We start from the raw sequence: 17572 nt of genomic DNA, 5'->3' as shown, positions 1-17572 counted from the left end.
CGCCGCCCCGGCGTCATTGCACCATCTGGTTGAGCTGGATGATCGGCATCATCACCGCCAGCACGATCAACAGCACGATGCCGCCCATCGCCAGGATCAGCAACGGTTCGAGCAAGGTCGTCAGGAACATCGTGCGTCGCTCCAGTTCCGCGGATTCGCCGGCGGCCGCGCGGTCGAGCATCGTCGTCACGTCTCCGGTCGCCTCGCCGGAACGAATCAGATGCACCAGCACCGGCGGAAACGTGCGCGTGTTCGCCAGTGCCCGGGACAACGACGTGCCTTCGCGCACCCTGACGATCGCATCGTCGATCACCGCCCGCATCGCCGTGTTGCTGAGCGTCTCGCCCGCGGCCTGAAGCGCGCGCAGAATCGGTACCCCGGCCGCCGACAGGATCGCCAGCGTGCTCGCGAAACGCACCGTGTTGTAGCCGCGCACGAGCCGTCCCACCACCAGCGCGCCCAGCAGCCAGTGATCGAACCCCAGCCGGGGACCCGGCATCGACAATATCTGCCGGCCGATCCAGAACACCCCGCCCGCCACCAGCAGTACCGCCCACCACCAGCCGCGCAGGAAATTCGACAGGCCGAGCATCATCACGGTGATCAGCGGCAATGCCTGCTTGCTGCCCACGAAAACGTTGACCACCTGCGGCACCACGTAGCTGAGCAGGAAGCTGACGATGCCGATGGCCACCACCGTCACGACGATCGGATAGGTGAAGGCCAGCAGGATTTTCTGTCGCAACGCATTGCGCTGCTCGATGTAGTCGGCCAGACGCCCCAGCACCAGACCGAGCTTGCCGGTATGCTCGCCGGCGGACACCAGCGCGCGGTAGATGTCGGGGAAATCGCGCGCGTGCAGCGCCAGGGCGCCCGCCAGCGATTGCCCGCCGACCACTTCCGCGCGAATCGCCGCGACGAGTTCCCTGACATATTCGCGTTCGGCCTGCTCGGACAGTACCGCCAGCGCTTCGTCGAGCGGCAGCCCGGCCACCAGCAGGCTCGCCAGTTGCCGCGTGAACAAGGCCTGTTCGCGCGTCGAAAGCTTGCGGCCCAGCGACAGACGCTGGCCCCGTCCGGCCTGCTGGGCACGGCCAGCCGGCTCGACCACCAGCGGCGCGAGACCCTGCGCGCGCAACGCGCCACGCGCATTGCGCGCGCTCTCGGCGTCGATGACGCCGCGCTGCGTCTTGCCGGCGGTATCGATGGCTTCAAAGCGAAAGGCTGGCATCGTCAGAGAGGGTTATGCACGGTTACGGGCCCGCGAATCGGGGCAGCGGTGGGGTTCGCAGGGCGCGCCGCCAGCGGGTGCGATGCCGCCTCAAACGTCGCCGGTCACGCGCAGCACTTCTTCCATCGAGGTCACGCCGCTCGACAACCACCGGTCGGCATCCTCGCGCAGCGTGCGCATGCCGCCCTCGCGCCCCGCGCTCAGCAACTCCGCATCGCTTTGCTCGTCGTGGATCATGCGGCGCACCCGGTCGTCCATCGTCAGCAGTTCATAGACGCCGCGGCGCCCCTGGTAACCCGTCTGGTTGCAACGGTCGCATCCCACGGGATGCCAGGATCCGTCGCGCTCGATCCGGCACGCCGGGCAAAGCTGACGTACCAACCGTTGCGCCAGCACGCCCAGCAGGCTGGAGGCCAGCAGATAGGGTTCGACGCCCATGTCGGTCAGACGCGTCACCGCCGACGCGGCGTCGTTCGTGTGCAGCGTGGCCAGCACCAGATGCCCGGTCAGCGAGGCCTGCACCGCGATCTGCGCGGTTTCCAGGTCGCGGATTTCGCCGATCATGATGACATCCGGGTCCTGCCGCAGGATCGAACGCAGCGCTCGCGCGAAATTCATCCCGATCCGGTCGTTCACCTGCGTCTGGCCGATGCCGGTCAGATCGTATTCGATCGGATCCTCGACCGTCATGATGTTCGTCGCGGTGGTTTCAAGCCGCGACAGCGCCGCGTACAGCGTGGTGGTCTTGCCCGAACCCGTCGGGCCGGTCACCAGCACGATGCCGTGCGGCTTGCCGATCAACCGGTCGAATTGCGCACGCGTGTCGGCGGCCATGCCGAGCGCTTCGAGGTTCAGCCGCTGCGCGTCCTTTTCGAGCATCCGCAGCACCGCGCGCTCGCCATGACCGGTAGGCAGGGTGGAGACGCGCACGTCCACCGGCCGGCCACCGACGCGCAGCGTGATGCGCCCGTCCTGGGGCAGCCGCTTTTCGGCGATGTCGAGTTGCGCCATGATCTTGATGCGCGAGATCAGCGCGCCGTGCAGCGCCTTTTTCGGCCGCACGATGTCGCGCAGGGCGCCATCGACGCGAAACCGTACCACCGACGACTGTTCGAACGGCTCGATGTGGATATCCGAAGCGCCTTCGCGCGCGGCCTGCGTCAGCAGCGCGTTGATCATCCGGATGATGGGTGCATCGTCCTCCGATTCCAGCAGATCCTCGATTTCCGGGATGTCCTGCATCAAGCGCGACAGGTCGACTTCCCCTTCGACTTCGCCGACGATCTGCGCGGCGCTGCTGTCCTGCAGCGAATATGCCCGGTTGATCGCCGTCGTCAACTCTTCGCCGTCGATACGCACCACGCGCAGCGCGCCGAAACGGCGTGCCACCTCGGCCAGCGCGGCCGGGCGGGTGCGCTCGCTGGTCCAGACCTCGAGACCGTGTGCGTCCTGACGCGCGATCAGCAACTGACCGCTGCGCGCGAAGCCGTAGTTCAGCATGCGCGCGGCGAGTGGCGAAGGCGCCGCCCGTTCAGGTGCGCGTACGCCGGCGCCCCTCACGGCCGGGCCCCTTGGTCCGTCTCCACCGGCGGCGGCCGCTTGCCCGATGCGCTATTCGCACGACCCTGCGTTCCGTTGCCGGCGGCACCCGCGCCGGGAATCAATGCCGGATCCGGCTGGTACGGCGGTTGGTCCAGCACGTTCGGCGAAACGTAGGGACCGCTCGCGCTGCGCGTGCTGTGGTTCCAGTCCATCAAACCCGGCACGCGGACGGTATTGTTCGGATCCGTCGGCGATTCGATCGGCGGCGGCATCGGCACGTTCCTGTCGAGAATCAGGCGATTGTCGCTGCGATAATTCGCCGACTGCGCCCGCATGTAATCGTAGCGGTCCAGCGAGACTTCCCGCGACGTGTCCGAATCGCGGATGATCACCGGCCGCAGGAACACCATCAAATCGGTCTTGGTGCGCGTTTTGTTCTCCGCGCGAAACAACGAGCCGAGCACGGGGATGTTACCCAGCCACGGTACCTTCGAATTGCCGTTCGTATAGGAGTCGCGGATCAAACCGCCCAGGACGATGATCTGACCATTGTCGACCAGCACCGTCGATTGCAGGGACCGTTTGTTGATCGTGTACCCGGCGTCCGCGGTCGCGGTCGTCGGATCGACGCTCGAATCTTCCTGGTAGATCTGCAGCTTGATGGTGCCGCCCTGGCTGATCTGCGGGCGCACGTTGAGCATGATCCCCACGTCCTTGCGGTCGTAGGTGTTGTACGCGGAGGTCGTCGACGTGGTGTTGGCGATCGAACCGGTCTTCAACGGGATGTTCGTTCCCACCAGGATGCGTGCTTCCTGGTTGTCGAGGGTCACCAGATTCGGCGTCGAGAGCACGTTGACGTCGCTCTTGTTCGACAGCGCCTGAAAGAGTCCCCCGGAACCGAGGATGCTGCTGAACGTCCGCACGATACCGATGCCGCTCGTCGTCGTCGCCGCCGCGGTGAGGCCCGCCGACGTCAGCCACTGAATACCGAACTGGTCGGTATCGGTCGACGAGACTTCGAGGATCAGCGACTCGATATACACCTGTGCGCGGCGCGCATCCAGTTGATCGATCACATTTCTCAAATTCTGATAGACCGGTTCCGGCGCGGTGATGATCAGCGAATTCGTCGGTGCATCCGCCTGAACCATGCCGCCGGAGCTGCTTTCGTCGGACGAACCGCTGCCGGCGCTGCTGCCGCTGGCACCGCCGGTACCGGAAGATGCCCCCAGCAGGCCCCCCGTCGTACCCGTTCCCGAACTCGTGCCCGAGCTGCTGGTGCTGGATGTCGAACCGGTGCCGGAGGGCAGCGGCGGCAGGCTGCCGTTGCTGTTGGCCAGGCCACCGGAACTCGACGACCCTCCCGATGCGCTGTTCGAACTGAACAGATCCGTGCCGCTGGCCTTGCCGCTTCCCGAATTGCCGGCGCTACCCATCATGGCGCGCAGCGTTTTCGCCAATTCCGTCGCGTCCGCGCTGCGCAGCGGCACCACGTGGATATTGCCGCGCTGGCGGGTGGGCGCGTCGAGTTTCCTGATCAGCGACTTCGCGAGCGCCATGCGTGCCGAATTGCTCGCGCGCAGAATGACGGAATTGGTCCGTGTATCGACGCTGACATTGACCTTCAGCGTCGCATCGGTGCTGCCGATCGCGCTGGGGTCGAGCAGTTTTTGCGCGCTTGCCGCCACGTCCACCGCGCTGGCGTTGCTCAGCGGGATGACCTCGATGGCGGATCCGGCGGGCGTATCGATGCCGGCGATGATAGACGCGATGCGTCGCACGTTGTCGGCGTAATCGGTCACGACCAGCGTATTGTTCGCCGGATAGGCCGAAACCGTATTGTTCGGCGAAATCAGCGGGCGGAGAATCGGCAACAGATTGTTCGCCGACTCGTTGCGCAACTGAAAGACCTGGGTGACGACCTGGTCGCCCCGCGCCTGCGGCCGATTGCCGAGGAAGGTCGGTACCCCCTGCAGCTTGGCGTCGGCCTCGGGCACCACCTTCAGCACACCGTGATCCTGCAGCAGCGAGAAACCCTGCATGCGCAATGCCGATTGCAGGGTCTTCAGCGCCTGTTCGTCGGAAACGGGTCGTTCCGATTGCAGACTGAGCTGACCCTTGACCCGCGGGTCGACGATGATCGTCTTGCCAGTGGCCGCGCCGATCGCCCGGGCGATCTGGTCGATGTCGGCATTGGCAAAATTGAGCGTGACGTCTGCGAAAGCCATGTGCGATGACGTCAATGCCGCGGCGAGCAGGGCGGCAACGATCGTGCGCCTGACGGGCCGTTCACTCCAGTATTGATTGATCATAAATCAAGCTAACGTGCAGCAGCCTAGCCGGCCGGTCGGCCCGCTCGAACAGCGCGGACCCGGAGTTCGGAAAACCGGAACATTAACAGGTTTTCGGACAAATAAAGTTACAATCGAGAACTTCGCAGGGGGATGACGGACATACGACCGGTTTCCTTCCATGGTAAAGGCGCCATAAAAGTCTCGTCCAGCGCGATGCGATGCAAAGCAGGCGCCGCATGAATTTCGCGCGGATCCCGGCCGATACGCCTGGCGCACCGGCGCCACGCCGCTTACCGTCGCGGCCAAGCCACACGCCTTTTGGCCCTGTTCAACGCGAGAGCGCGCCGGTTATCATAGGCTGCGCTTTTCTCGCCATTCCCGGCCGCCGTCATCTGCCGCAGGGGGCGAACGCCTTTCCCGCACAAGACACCCGGCAACGACACGCGCCGGCCACTGCCCGCAAACGTTGCGCTATCCGTGCCTCTCCTTCACCCGATCCCACCGGCTTCAGGCCGACGACTGCCGCGGCCGCCCTGGCCGTGGCGGCGGTGGAGCGCGCTCGTTTTCGCCAGCGCGGCATCGAGCACACCGGTTCATGCCGCCACGGACTGTTTCACGGCAGCCGGCAGCTACCAGGGGGTCAACCCACTGATTTTACGAGCGATAGCCTGGCAGGAGTCGCGGGATGCCCCGGGTGCGCTGCACCGCAACCAGAATGGTTCGATCGATTACGGCCTCATGCAGATCAACTCGATCCATCTGCCGGCGCTCGCGCAATACGGCATTTCGAGCAACAAACTGATGGACCCGTGCGCGAGCGTCTATATCGCTGCCTGGCACTTGCGGCAAAAAATGAACAAATATGGGAACAGCTGGGCGGCGGTGGGGGCCTATCATTCGGAAACGCCCGCGCTGCGCGACAAGTATGCGCAGCAGATCGTCGCGATTCTGAGGCGCTGGAACGTGATCCCGTCCGAGCGCTAGACGGTAGCGCTGGCATCACTCGGGGCGCGTCGCTCCCCGGAAGGGGCCTGGAAGGCCGTCGCGAGGTCGGTACGCCCCGATGTGCGAAACATCGGCAATGCTTCGGTCAGGTGGGCATGCGCCCCCCTGTCATTACTTGCTCTTGCTGCTCTTGACGTTGATGGCGTCCTTGAACGCCTTGCCCGCCGTAAACTTCGCGGTATAGGCAGCAGCGATCTGCAGCGATTCACCCGTCTTCGGATTGCGGCCTTCACGCGCGGCGCGTTCGCCACGGCTGAAGCTGCCGAAACCGACGAGCTGGATCGTATCGCCCTCGGCAATGGCGGTCTTGATGGCTTCGGTCACGGCATCCAGCGCTTCCGTGATCGAGCCCTTGCTCTGGCCGGTCTTCTTGACGACTTGGTCAATCAGTTCTTGTTTGTTCATGAGGCTCCTTTCTCGATTGAGTTGAAACGATGATCAGTCCGCTTTCGGCGATTTTTTCCCCACCCGGGTCACCCGGCACCCCAGCCGATACGCTGGCGGCGTGCGTGCGGCCAAACGGAGAATCGACTCGATCTCAGCGACACATGATACACGCTGGAGGCCCCGTGGATAGGGGCGCTTGCTATGATAGCGCAGGTAAAAACGCCGACTGACCGGGTTTTTCACGGACTTGCCCTCCCGTGGGGGTCTCGTCCACCGTCCGCGGTGCCCGGTCCCCCCCACCGGAACCGAATGATAGAGCCGCTTTCCCCACCCGACTGGGTATTTCGCGAGGATGGCACACCGTTCTCGCCACGTTACGACGACATCTACCATAGCGCATCCGGCGCGTTGGGGCAGGCCCGTCATGTCTTCCTGGACGGGAACGGACTGCCCGGGCGCTGGTCCGGGCGGCCGCTTTTCACCATCGTCGAGGCCGGTTTCGGGCAAGGTCTGAATTTTCTGGCGACCTGGCTGGCCTGGCGAAGCGATCCGCACGCCCCGGCACGGCTGCACTTCGTCTCGCTCGAAAAACATCGCTTCCCGGTCGAGGACCTGCGCGCGTTGCTGGCCCGGCATGTGGCATACGAGACCGAATCTTCCATTCATCGTCCTGCGCACGCTGCCGGTACGCCGGGCATGCTGGAGCAGATGGTGACGGCGCTGTGCCGCGCTTGGCCGCCGCCGACGACGGGTTTGCATCGGCTCGAATTCGACGCGGGAAGGGTGGTGCTCACCCTGGGCCTCGGCGACGCACCCGCACTGGCGGCCAAACTGCGCCTGCGTGCGGACGCTTTCTTCCTGGACGGGTTCTCCCCCTCGAAGAACCCCCGAATGTGGGATCCGACTTTTTTCGGAGCGCTGGCGCGCCTTGCCGACGAACAGGCGACGCTTTCCACCTATACCAGCGCCGGCGAGGTGCGCCGCAATCTGATTGCCGCGGGATTCGCCATGCGGCGCGCGCCGGCCTATGGTTCGAAACGGGAAATGCTGGTCGGCCATTTCGCCCCACGGTGGCGGGTCCGCCGCCATCCACCGCCACGCCGCGCCGAGGCAGCGCGGCGCGAGGCCATCGTCATCGGCGCGGGAATGGCCGGCTGTGCGCTTGCCGAACGGCTCGCGGCACGCGGCTGGCATGTCAATCTGATCGATCAGGGCGCGGGTCCGGCCACCGCGGCGTCAGGCAATCCGGCAGGCGTCTTCCACCCCATGATCACGCGCGACGAAGGTCTTGCCGCGCGTCTGAGCCGCGCCGGTTTCCTCTATGCACTGAGTTACTGGCGGGCGCTGGAAGCGGCGGGCCATCCGCTACGCTGGTCGGCGCAAGGGCTTTTTCAGAAAAGCGCGGAATCCGATGACGACGCGCGCGGCGACACGAAGCGAGGCGGCAACGGCAGCCAGGACGCTCACCCCCTGAATGACGGAAGTGCCATCGACCAAACGGCACCCGGTCTGCCGTCTTCCATCGCGCGGCCCGTTCCGGCTGGCGACGCGTCCGCGCTAACCGGCGTCGCCGGCGACGATGCAGGCTGGCTTTTCGCGCAAGGCGGCTGGATCGATCCGGTTTCCCTGTGCCACGCGCAATTGGCCGCCGCCGGCGCACGGCTACACACGTATTTCTCGCAACGCGTCGAGCGCCTCGAAGCGGCGCAGGAACCGGCGGGCGGCTGGCACGCCATCGATGCCACTGGACGGCGGATCGCCTCGGGCGCGGTCGTCATCCTTGCCAATGCCCACGACGCATCGCGTCTCGCCCGTTTGCAGCATGCTCCTACCGAAAGCGTGCGCGGTCAGCTCACGCTGCTTCCCGGCTCGCTATTCCCGACACTGACGATTCCGCTGATCGGCGGCGCGTACCTGACGCCCACCGCGGACGGCGCCCTCACCGGCGCCAGCTATGGCATAGGCGACACCCGCACCGCGCTGGATCCCGACGAACACCTGGAAAATCTGCAACGTCTCGCCGCCCTGCTGCGCACGTCGCCCGTGCCTTCCGGGTCCCCGGCATCGCGCATCGCCGAAGCGAGCGCTTATTCCCCCACAACCCCGGAACCGCCGGGCAGCGCGACCGACGCCAGCGCATCCACGCCATTCGGGCTGGATCCGGCGCGAATGGCGGGTCGGGTCGCATTTCGATGCGTCACCGGCGACCGTCTGCCAATGATAGGACCGCTGGGCGATGAGGAAACAGCGCAAGCGCGCGCGCATGCGCTGACCGGCGCCCAGCCACTCGATCTGCCCCGCGCCAGCGGCCTATATGGCGCATTCGGCTATGGCTCCCGGGGACTGCTCTGGTCGGCGATAGGAGCCGAACTCATCGCCAGCCAGATCGAAGGCGAACCGCCGCCTCTGGAATCCGACTTGATCGACGCCATCGATCCGGCCCGTTTCCTCATGCGAAACCTGCGTCGCGGCAAGCTTTTCTAGGAAGGGAATCGTCATCGGCAGCATCGACATGCCCCGCATTTTCTGTGGATAACTTTGTTCATAAGGTGCGCAACGCCGGTTGACCGATTCTGCATAACCTGCGAACCCCTCTCCCTCACCCTGAAGTTTGCCCAGGTTACGCGCGGTTAACGGCTATGGCATTCAGCGTTTATGAATCATATAAGATTATGATTTTTATGAACTTTATGCACTTATCCACAGAAAAACACGTCCTTTGTTAACTACTATTATGTTTACATACGGTAAACCGTAGTTAACGCTAACGCGATCGTTGTCGATCTGTTGAAAACCCTTCAGACCCCGAAAAATCCCGTTCTGCTGAAGATCCGTTTTTCGCCATGTCGGCCGCATGACGACGCGAGACAAAACATCAAACCGTCGCCGTAAAAAATTCCGGTCGCAAACCATCGTGAAAACGCAGACGGAAAGTGACGAACCTGCTCCCGCGATGAACGGCATGTGGACAACCCCGCATTTTGGCCGTTGATTCGTGTGGATGAATTCTGCATAACTCGACGCCAAGGTGTTTTCAGCAAAAGTTCGCCGCGCTCATCCACTTCCGCTACCAGGTTTTTACCGATGTATACACATCGCTCAACACGTTGTTAACAGAGTGGTTAACCGGGTTATCCACAGAAAGGATGAAGACTTGTTAACTATTACTATGTATACATACGGTAAACCGATGTTAACGGCGTAAACGCTTCACCGGCCGTGGCTGACCGGGTCCTCAGGCACCTGATCGGCGCTTCTGCGGAAAGGAAAGACCGGCGAAAAACGGACATGGGGAGGAGAAATGCGCCGGATCCCGAGCGCGGCGCCGCCTGCTGGAAAGCAGGGATAGGTCCGGCAGGGCACTGGCGGGCTCGGTGAGGCGAAGTGTTACCCAGGGGTGGAAAGCGTCCCGTAGCGGTTTACAGGGCGTCCAGGAGGGCTTCTCCCCGTGCCCCCGAGCTGGCGGGAGCCAGAGCGATGCACCTGGTTTTCGTAAATGCGCCGGCCGTACACATGGGGCAGTGGTACGTCGATTTGTCAGAGAGACGGATTCGCGAAAGGGCGCGGCATGTGCTGTCGCAGGGTACGCAGGAACCTGCCCGGCCCATCCTGGCGTTTCTCGGCGCGGGAAGGCTTGTTCATGGATGCCATCGGAGCAGGGCTCGTGTTTCCATGCGACATGCCCACACCATCGTTTTTCGTCGCTTTTCCAGGCCTGACTTGGGGCAGGATTCTGGCGGGCATCGTGACTGCCCTGCGGCGCAGGGACGCACCTCGCTTCCGGCAATGAAGCGCGAAAGGCGGAGATGGGAACGATTCCAAAACTTTCATTCGTTTGTTTGCATCGTGCATTTTCCCCTTGCAGGCCCGAAAATAATTCGGAGTGCCTTACGCAGCCCATCGGAAAACCTGGCGCACCGCGCAGGTATCCGGGCAAACCAGCACTGTGTTACACGCACGAAATAATAAAAATAAGCGCTTGATCCAGGATACAAATGACGCGGGCGTGAATCGTTCGAGCGTCATTTCGAGATGGATATCGATTCGCGGACCGTCGACAAGGCGGCGGCATGCACCCTTTTCGCTCCTGCGTGGAAGGCACGCCGTGGTTTGCCGTCGCTGATAAGTATCTCGAACCGGCCCGGCAGCGTGCCGGATATCGTGGCGTCAGACCGCATCGTGAATCTTTTTCAAGACTCGCATAAAATAGCGGCAATCGCAGGCCCGCGCCTTGCGTGGGCTGGTGTGTACCACGCAATTCCGGAGAGATACGCCAGCGATAATTTTGAGATTTGCGGGTGCCATCTCTGCGGTAGTGCCGGATTTCGGCGAGCATGCGCGTCGTCTGCCGTTTGCCGGGCGGGACGACCCGTATCGGTGTGTCCTGGCCCGGCGAATACGCGTTGTTAAGAAATGCTTGGTTTCGGGCAGGGAAGCGACAACGCTTTAGCCCTGCTAACAGTAACGTTCGAGAGTGAATATCGATGAGTGAAGCGGTGTATGGCGAAGAGGTAATGGGGCGCATCACCCATGGGCTGCTGCGGTTGAGCACGGCGATGCGCAGCCAGGCCTGGAGTTGGGCCGAGAGCGCCGGACTGACGCCGACACAAGGTGAGATCCTGGTCTTGCTGATGCAGGGCAAGACCGCTTTGCGCCTGGGCGAGATTGCCCGTCAGACGGCATTGACGGCCGCGACGACCAGCGACGCAGTCAGTACCCTGGAGTCGAAGGGGCTGGTCGAGAAGCGCCGGGCGGTTGACGACGGACGCGCGCTGGCGGTGAAACTGACGCCCAAGGGGCGCACGGCGGCAAAACGCGCCGCGCTCTGGCCGAATTTTCTGCAATCGGCTGCGTCTTCCTTACCGATCGAAGAGCAGGGCGCATTGTATCGTTCGCTGCTGAAGATGATTCGCGAGCTCGAAGTCAAGGCGCATATTCCCGCGCACCGCATGTGCCTGAGCTGCGAGCATTTCGAACCGCTCGCGGATCTGGGCAAAGAGACCAAAGCGGCGCGCAAGACCACCCGCCGCACCCGCTCCGCGGCACCCGTGCATCACTGCAATGCCTTGTTGATCGATTATCCGGATACCGGCGTGCGGCTTGACTGCCACGCCTGGGACCTGGGTAGCGAAGCCAAACAGAAGAAAAACTGGAAAATCTTCGTTCAACCCGTCTGAATGAAAGCGGCGGCGGGGCGATCCGCCGCCGCATGGCCGCCGGGATGAATGGGCGGGGAACGGACGACGCGGAAAAGGCCGTGCTATGCTGAATCATCGATTTCCGGCCAGGTTCGCGGTCTCGAATCCGCGGTTCTGAACCGATGCCTCCGGTCCCCTCGCAGTCCACCTTTCCGAGCGACATGAGCAAGCTATTCTCCCCCTATTCCCTCCGCGGCCTGACGCTGCCCAATCGCATCGTTGTTTCGCCCATGTGCCAGTATTCGGCCGAACAGGGTGAAGCGACTGACTGGCACGAGGTCCATCTTGGACAACTGGCGCTCTCCGGTGCCGGTCTGCTGTTCACGGAAGCCGTCGCCATCGAACCGATCGGCCGCATCACCGCAGGCGACCTCGGCCTGTGGGACGACCGTACCGAAGCCGCGCTGGCCGGCGTGCTGGCGACCCTCCGGCGGTATTCGGACATTCCCATCGGCATGCAGATCAGCCACGCCGGACGCAAGGCCTCGACCCAGGTGCCGTGGGCCGGCGGCAAGCAGATCAGCGTCGCCGACGGCGGTTGGCAAACCGTCGCGCCCTCGGCGGCGTCGCATGCCGAGGGCGAGCACGCCCCGCTCGCCCTCGACGATGCGGGTCTCGAGCGCATTCGACAGGGTTTCGTCGAAACCGCGAAACGCGCGGTCAGGCTCGGCATTCAAGCGATCGAACTGCATGCGGCGCACGGCTATCTGCTGCATCAGTTCCTTTCGCCCATCGCGAATCAGCGTACCGACGCCTATGGCGGTTCGCTGGAAAACCGTATGCGCTTTCCGCTCGAAATATTCGACGCGGTGCGTGCCGCCGTGCCGCGGGACATTCCCGTAGGCGTGCGCGTTTCAGCCAGCGACTGGGTGGAAGGCGGTTGGAACATCGACGAAACGGTCGAATTCGTCAAGGTTCTGAAGGCGCGCGAGTGCGACTGGCTGGACGCATCGAGCGGCGGCGTGTCGCCCCACCAGAAGATCGCGGTCGGCCCGGGTTATCAGTTGCCGTTTGCGGCAAGGATCCGGCACGAAACGCAGATTCCGACGATGGCCGTCGGCATGATCACCGAGGCGGTGCAGGCCGAAACCATCCTGGCGACCGGTCAGGCGGATATGGTCGCCATCGCGCGTGCGATGCTGTACGATCCGCGTTGGCCGTGGCATGCCGCCGCGACCCTGGGCGCGCAGGTAAGCGCACCGCCGCAATACTGGCGGTCGCAGCCGCACGGTCTGAAAGACCTGTTCGGCGACACGAGCCGTCTCCAGCGCTGATTGTCGTCTGGCGCCTGGCAGGGTGCCGGGCTCGTTTCGATCATTTCCCCGCTTATTGGGCAGCGTACCCGATGACACACCGCAGAATTGCCGTTCGCCGCTCCGGCATCCATGGCCGGGGCGTGTTCGCCCAGCTTCCGATCGCCGCTGGCGAGCGCATCTTCGAGTACAAGGGCGAAAGGATTTCGTGGAAAGAAGCGCTGCGCCGCCATCCGCACGACCCGGCTCAGCCGAACCACACGTTCTACTTCGCGCTGGAGGACGGACGGGTCATCGATGGTCTTCACGGCGGCAACAGCTCTCGCTGGATCAATCACTCGTGCGCACCGAATTGCGATGCCGAGGAGGTTGACGGCCGTATTCTGATCGATGCCGCCCGGGATATCGCGGCGGGCGAGGAACTGTATTACGACTACGGTCTGGTGCTGGATGGCAGACACACGCAGAAGGTCAAACGCGATTACCTGTGTCTGTGCGGTTCAGCGAACTGCCGGGGCACCATGCTCGCGACGAAGGGGCGGCCCGTCAAGGGCGGCTGACGGGGTGGATTCGTAGAGCGGGAGGCGGACGATGAAGCGCGAGCCTCCCCCCGGCGTATCCTCGTAGCGCACCGCGCCCTGATGCAGGCGAATGATATCCTGCACGATCGCCAGTCCCAGGCCCGCGCCACCCTCTGAGGCCGGATTCGCATCCCCGCGAAAAAAACGCTCGAACAATTCATGTTGCACCGCGGCTTCCACCCCCGGCCCGTTATCCTCCACGACCAGCTCGGCATACTCGCGCGCGGCGGCATTGACGCGGCCGACCTTGACCGTGATGCGCGCATCGTCCGGCCGGTGCGGGGGGACATACTTCAATGCATTGTCGATCAGGTTGGCGAGGACCTCGCGCAGCAAGGTCGGGTTGCCACGGACGTAAAGCGGCGCGGGCAGACCGGTGGCCGATTCGAGTTCCGTCGTTGCCACCTCGTCCTCTTCCGGGTCGTCGTCCTGCATCCTGGCCTCGTTCTGCATCCTGGCCTCGTTCACGGCCTCGTTTCCGGCGACGTCGGGCCAACTCTGGAAGCCCAGGTCGACGCGCCGCGCGAGGGAACGGGGGACCCACTCGGCCCCGGTCTCGAATGCCAGCACGCTGACGTTGACCATGACGAAATGCGCCGCCTGTTCGCCTGGCTCGGCACGCGCGAGCGATAGCAACTGATTCGACAGACGCACCGCGCGGTTGGCGGACGAGCGCAGTTCCTGGATCGCGACGGCGACCCGTTGCGGATCGCCGGACGTGGCGGCCTGATCGGCATGCAGCTTGACCGCCGTAAGGGGCGTGCGCAATTGATGCGCCGCGTCCGCGATGAACTTGCGCTGCGCATCCAGCGCGATGCCCAGCCGTTCGAGGAGGGCGTTCAGCGCACCGGTCAACGGCCGGATCTCGGCGGGCACGAACGTCTCGTCGACGGGTTCGAGCGACATATGCGTTTGCCGGTTCAGGGTGTCCGCCAGCGTCGTCAGCGGAATCAGCTGCTGATTGACGACGCGCCAGACGATCAACCAGCCCGCGACCAGCAGCAGCAACAGCGGTGTCATGATCGCCAGCAGAAACTCCGCCGCGAGCCGCAACCGGCGCTGCACCCGCTGTCCCACTTCGACCAGTGACTGACGGCCGTTCCCCAGCGGGACGCGGACCTGGGCAATGCGGACATAGGTGCCGCGAAAATGCGCGTCGAAGACGAACGCCTCATTGAGCCGGACCACGCTCGTTCCCGAGATCGGCAGGTCCTGCTGGCCGGCAAGCGGCAGGTCGCCGTTCGTGACGCGGTATACCAATTGATCCACGGGATCCGAGAACATCGCCCGCGCCAGGGGCGGCACGGAGTGCACCGCCTCGTCGCCGGATATCCGGATCTGCTGGGCAACGGCGTTCGCGAGATCGACCAGCGAGCGGTCGACGACATGGGCGGTGTACTGCCAGGCCAGCCAGTAGGCGAACGTGCCGCTGGCCAGCGCCAGGATGGACAACGGCGCCGCGAGGCGGCGCAACATCGACTGGCGTAGGCTGGGCAGGGAGGCAGGCATGTTCAAGGGAGGCACCTGCTAGGCGCGAATTTCCTGCAACAGATAGCCAAAGCCGCGCACGGTGACGATTTCGACCCGGCAATGCTCCAGCTTGCGTCGCACCCGGTGAACGTACACTTCGATCGCGGTGTCGCCCAGATCGCCGCCGAAATGGGTCAGGTGGTCCTGTAATTGTGCCTTGCTGACCACGCGGCCATGTCGCAACAACAGCAATTCCAGCACTGCAAATTCTCGCGGCGACAGCTCCACCGGTTTTTCGTCGTTGAAAATGCGGCGATCGACGCCCGAAAGGCGCAGGCCACCCAGCGAGACCTCGGGGCGTGGCGTGTCCTGATGCGGCCCGCTGCGGCGCGCGACTGCCCGAATCCGTGCTTCGAGTTCGGCGAGTTCGAACGGCTTCACGATGTAGTCGTCGGCACCGCTGGAAAGGCCCTGCACACGGTCGTGCAGCTCGTCGCGGGCGGTGAGGATGATCACCGGCGTGTGACGGTTCACTTGCCGGAACCGTGTCAGCAGTGTCATGCCATCGATTCCCGGCAGACCGAGATCCAGCACGATCAGATCGTGTCGGTTCTGTGAAAGTGCTTGTTCGGCGAATATGCCGTCATGGACCATGTCGACGACAAAACCGGCCTGTTCCAGGCTGCTTTGAATACCGCGGGCGATCGGGCGGTCGTCTTCCACTAGGAGAAGTCGCATCTTTGAACTCGGGACGATGGTGAAGGAGCTTGCTCGAGGCGCGGGAAGGCGGTTTTCGGGCAGGCGCTTGGAAACAAGGCAAGCATTTCCGGATGAAGACCGGATCAGGGCTCCCGGAGGGAGAAGCGGTGCCGATCATTCAAGAACCGGGTGGAGCGGGCGGCGGTGGGAATGGAAGCCATGGGATTGTGCTTTTCTGACCCGGTACGCAGGTTGAAATGCCCGTTGAAGCAGGCGGGGCGGGGGAGCGAACTACGGGTATGGGCCGGAATCGCGGATCGCAGGGTCAACGTGGAAATGACAGGCGCGCGTCAGGGACTGATGCGCGCCGCTTTCTCGATGAACCGGGCGAGCTGGTTATCGTGTTCCGTCAAACCGCCGGCATCGTGCGTCGACAGCGTGATCTCGACGGTATTCCAGTTATTGGACCACTCCGGATGATGACGCATTTGCTCCGCCTTCAACGCGACGCGGCTCATGAAACCAAAGGCCGCGTTGAAATCCGCGAATTGGAAACGCTTGCGAATCGCGTCGCGGCCGGCGGTCGGTGCCCAACCCAATGCGGCGAGCGCGGCGCGTAGGTCTGATGAAAGTAAAAGCGGCTCCGACATCGTGTCCAACCCCTCGTCGCGTTGAGTGCTCCGTATGCGCGCTATTCTTCCATAAATCCGCCCGCGTTGCGCGGATTGTCCGCATGGAGAAACCGTTCCGGCCGAAAGGACGGGGGATCGTGACACGCTTGCGAGGAACTCCAGTGAAAGGCCATCATTTCGCTGGATATGCTCTTTCAAGAACGATACCATGCGGAAATAATGCGTTATTTTGCCTTTTTATGCGGGGTATGTGATGGTGGAAATGGATAATTTCGACTTGGCGCTGCTCGACGAACTACAACGTCACGGGCGTGCGACGCACCAGCAACTGGGCGAACGCATTCCCTTGTCCGCATCCCAGATAGGGCGGCGCCTGCAGCGGTTGGAATCGGTGGGCGTGATCGACGGGTATCAGGTCATGCTGCGTCCCGAAGCATTGGGTCTCGGCGTGATCGCATTCACCAGCCTGAAGCTCAAGCACCACAATGATTCGAGCATCGAACGATTCCAGCAGGAGATCGACTCGCTACCGGAAGTACTCGAGTGTCATGCGGTGGTCGGCGACGCGGATTATTTCCTGCGCATCGTCGCTCCGGATCTCAACGCCCTGTCCGAGTTCGTCATGAAGAAGTTGATGCGGGTGCCGGGCGTGGACAGCGTACGGTCCAATATCGTCCTCAAGACCTTCAAACGCGGCGGTCCGCTGCCGCTCGACCACCTACATCAAAGTCAGGGGCGGCAGGCGTGAAGACACCGGCCGGCCTGTTTACCTTAGGGTAAATGCTAGCTTGATGCCCCTTCAGGTCTTGATTATTCTCTCTACAGTTCGAAGCACAGCATTAGTGGGCGGAGAATCGAGGAGACAATAAGGTACAAAGTACCACACCAAAAAGCGCTGCCGGGTCAAACCGGTGGCGCTTTTATTTTGTGCGCAGTTTGTGGTGATGCGCCATAAAAAAGGCGAAACGCCGCGAGAATGCCGGTTCGTCCTATTTGTAGGGTCGTCCGGCTGCCCGAATTTTCTGATCCGTCTTATATTGGCTCAGCGCATACACGGACCAGATGGCTGCTGGAATCCAGCCGATGATCGTCAACTGCAGGATCAGACAGATGATTCCCGCGATGGGTCGGCCGATCGTGAAAAATTGCAGCCAGGGCAGAAGCAGGGCGAGCAGTAGACGCATCGGGGTTCTCCACGGATAAGGTTGTCGACGACCCTATTGTTTCACGTGAAACAACGTCATGTACATCACACCCTCCAGACCGACTGCGTAAGCTAA

At 63.2% G+C, this 17572-nt stretch carries 14 protein-coding genes; 6 read left to right on the top strand and 8 right to left on the bottom strand.

What is annotated here, in order from left to right:
* Positions 1 to 13: 13 nt before the first annotated feature.
* The 3 genes from gspF to gspD all read right to left on the bottom strand — a co-directional run bounded on the left by gspF (position 14) and on the right by gspD (position 5085).
* Positions 14 to 1231, bottom strand: coding sequence for a type II secretion system inner membrane protein GspF (gene gspF, locus OVY01_RS18725; protein WP_267849080.1), 1218 nt, complete (start codon positions 1229 to 1231; stop codon positions 14 to 16).
* 90 nt (positions 1232 to 1321) lie between these two features.
* Positions 1322 to 2791, bottom strand: coding sequence for a type II secretion system ATPase GspE (gene gspE, locus OVY01_RS18720; protein ID WP_267849079.1), 1470 nt, complete (start codon positions 2789 to 2791; stop codon positions 1322 to 1324).
* Entirely contained in the window at positions 2788 to 5085 is a 2298-nt protein-coding gene (gspD, locus tag OVY01_RS18715) for a type II secretion system secretin GspD (RefSeq protein ID WP_267849078.1), read from the bottom strand. The genes gspE and gspD overlap by 4 nt, the downstream gene beginning before the upstream one ends.
* A gap of 501 nt (positions 5086 to 5586) precedes the next feature.
* On the opposite strand from gspD, the gene OVY01_RS18710 reads away from it, so the two are divergent.
* Positions 5587 to 6051, top strand: a complete 465-nt coding sequence (locus OVY01_RS18710; protein WP_267849530.1) for a lytic transglycosylase domain-containing protein — start codon at positions 5587 to 5589, stop codon at positions 6049 to 6051.
* A 132-nt stretch (positions 6052 to 6183) separates the two neighbouring features.
* Here the strand turns inward: OVY01_RS18710 and OVY01_RS18705 are convergent, their stop codons facing one another.
* Entirely contained in the window at positions 6184 to 6477 is a 294-nt protein-coding gene (locus OVY01_RS18705) for an HU family DNA-binding protein (protein WP_267849077.1), read from the bottom strand.
* Between the two features lie 291 nt (positions 6478 to 6768).
* Here OVY01_RS18705 and mnmC point away from each other — a divergent pair, with 291 nt between their 5' ends.
* The 4 genes from mnmC (at position 6769) to OVY01_RS18685 (ending at position 13470) form a co-directional block, all read left to right on the top strand.
* Positions 6769 to 8943: a bifunctional tRNA (5-methylaminomethyl-2-thiouridine)(34)-methyltransferase MnmC2/FAD-dependent 5-carboxymethylaminomethyl-2-thiouridine(34) oxidoreductase MnmC1 gene (gene mnmC, locus OVY01_RS18700; protein WP_267849076.1), complete on the top strand. Its 2175-nt coding sequence runs from the start codon at positions 6769 to 6771 to the stop codon at positions 8941 to 8943.
* Between the two features lie 2000 nt (positions 8944 to 10943).
* Positions 10944 to 11636, top strand: a complete 693-nt coding sequence (locus OVY01_RS18695; RefSeq protein ID WP_267849075.1) for a MarR family winged helix-turn-helix transcriptional regulator — start codon at positions 10944 to 10946, stop codon at positions 11634 to 11636.
* A 182-nt stretch (positions 11637 to 11818) separates the two neighbouring features.
* A complete protein-coding gene (locus tag OVY01_RS18690) occupies positions 11819 to 12931 on the top strand; it encodes an NADH:flavin oxidoreductase/NADH oxidase (protein WP_267849074.1) in 1113 nt (370 codons plus the stop codon).
* A 71-nt stretch (positions 12932 to 13002) separates the two neighbouring features.
* Positions 13003 to 13470, top strand: a complete 468-nt coding sequence (locus OVY01_RS18685) for an SET domain-containing protein (protein WP_267849073.1) — start codon at positions 13003 to 13005, stop codon at positions 13468 to 13470.
* Here OVY01_RS18685 and OVY01_RS18680 read toward each other — a convergent pair.
* From OVY01_RS18680 to OVY01_RS18670, 3 genes are all read right to left on the bottom strand, one after another.
* Positions 13411 to 15000, bottom strand: a complete 1590-nt coding sequence (locus OVY01_RS18680; RefSeq protein WP_267849072.1) for a sensor histidine kinase — start codon at positions 14998 to 15000, stop codon at positions 13411 to 13413. The two genes, OVY01_RS18685 and OVY01_RS18680, sit on opposite strands and share 60 nt — an antisense overlap.
* An 18-nt stretch (positions 15001 to 15018) precedes the next feature.
* Positions 15019 to 15699, bottom strand: a complete 681-nt coding sequence (locus OVY01_RS18675) for a response regulator (protein WP_267849071.1) — start codon at positions 15697 to 15699, stop codon at positions 15019 to 15021.
* 311 nt (positions 15700 to 16010) lie between these two features.
* Positions 16011 to 16310, bottom strand: coding sequence for a 4a-hydroxytetrahydrobiopterin dehydratase (locus OVY01_RS18670; RefSeq protein ID WP_267849529.1), 300 nt, complete (start codon positions 16308 to 16310; stop codon positions 16011 to 16013).
* A gap of 235 nt (positions 16311 to 16545) precedes the next feature.
* Here OVY01_RS18670 and OVY01_RS18665 point away from each other — a divergent pair, with 235 nt between their 5' ends.
* Positions 16546 to 17040: an Lrp/AsnC family transcriptional regulator gene (locus OVY01_RS18665; RefSeq protein ID WP_267849070.1), complete on the top strand. Its 495-nt coding sequence runs from the start codon at positions 16546 to 16548 to the stop codon at positions 17038 to 17040.
* Between the two features lie 241 nt (positions 17041 to 17281).
* Here OVY01_RS18665 and OVY01_RS18660 read toward each other — a convergent pair whose 3' ends face one another.
* Positions 17282 to 17476: a YqaE/Pmp3 family membrane protein gene (locus tag OVY01_RS18660; RefSeq protein WP_267849069.1), complete on the bottom strand. Its 195-nt coding sequence runs from the start codon at positions 17474 to 17476 to the stop codon at positions 17282 to 17284.
* Between the last annotated feature and the right edge of the window lie 96 nt (positions 17477 to 17572).

The sequence above is a fragment of the Robbsia betulipollinis genome (assembly GCF_026624755.1).
In the GTDB taxonomy this organism is placed as follows: Bacteria; Pseudomonadota; Gammaproteobacteria; order Burkholderiales; family Burkholderiaceae; genus Robbsia; species Robbsia betulipollinis.
Note: the sequence above shows the minus strand (reverse complement) of the source record. Positions and strands in the feature narration are given on the sequence as shown.

Bases quoted from the DNA above. Each gene is read 5' to 3' on its own strand.
- gspF (WP_267849080.1), bottom strand. From the start codon at position 1,231: ATGCCAGCCTTTCGCTTTGAAGCCATCGATACCGCCGGCAAGACGCAG.
- gspD (WP_267849078.1), bottom strand. From the start codon at position 5,085: ATGATCAATCAATACTGGAGTGAACGGCCCGTCAGGCGCACGATCGTT.
- OVY01_RS18705 (WP_267849077.1), bottom strand. From the start codon at position 6,477: ATGAACAAACAAGAACTGATTGACCAAGTCGTCAAGAAGACCGGCCAG.
- mnmC (WP_267849076.1), top strand. From the start codon at position 6,769: ATGATAGAGCCGCTTTCCCCACCCGACTGGGTATTTCGCGAGGATGGC.
- OVY01_RS18695 (WP_267849075.1), top strand. From the start codon at position 10,944: ATGAGTGAAGCGGTGTATGGCGAAGAGGTAATGGGGCGCATCACCCAT.
- OVY01_RS18690 (WP_267849074.1), top strand. From the start codon at position 11,819: ATGAGCAAGCTATTCTCCCCCTATTCCCTCCGCGGCCTGACGCTGCCC.
- OVY01_RS18685 (WP_267849073.1), top strand. From the start codon at position 13,003: ATGACACACCGCAGAATTGCCGTTCGCCGCTCCGGCATCCATGGCCGG.
- OVY01_RS18680 (WP_267849072.1), bottom strand. From the start codon at position 15,000: ATGCCTGCCTCCCTGCCCAGCCTACGCCAGTCGATGTTGCGCCGCCTC.
- OVY01_RS18675 (WP_267849071.1), bottom strand. From the start codon at position 15,699: ATGCGACTTCTCCTAGTGGAAGACGACCGCCCGATCGCCCGCGGTATT.
- OVY01_RS18670 (WP_267849529.1), bottom strand. From the start codon at position 16,310: ATGTCGGAGCCGCTTTTACTTTCATCAGACCTACGCGCCGCGCTCGCC.
- OVY01_RS18665 (WP_267849070.1), top strand. From the start codon at position 16,546: ATGGTGGAAATGGATAATTTCGACTTGGCGCTGCTCGACGAACTACAA.
- OVY01_RS18660 (WP_267849069.1), bottom strand. From the start codon at position 17,476: ATGCGTCTACTGCTCGCCCTGCTTCTGCCCTGGCTGCAATTTTTCACG.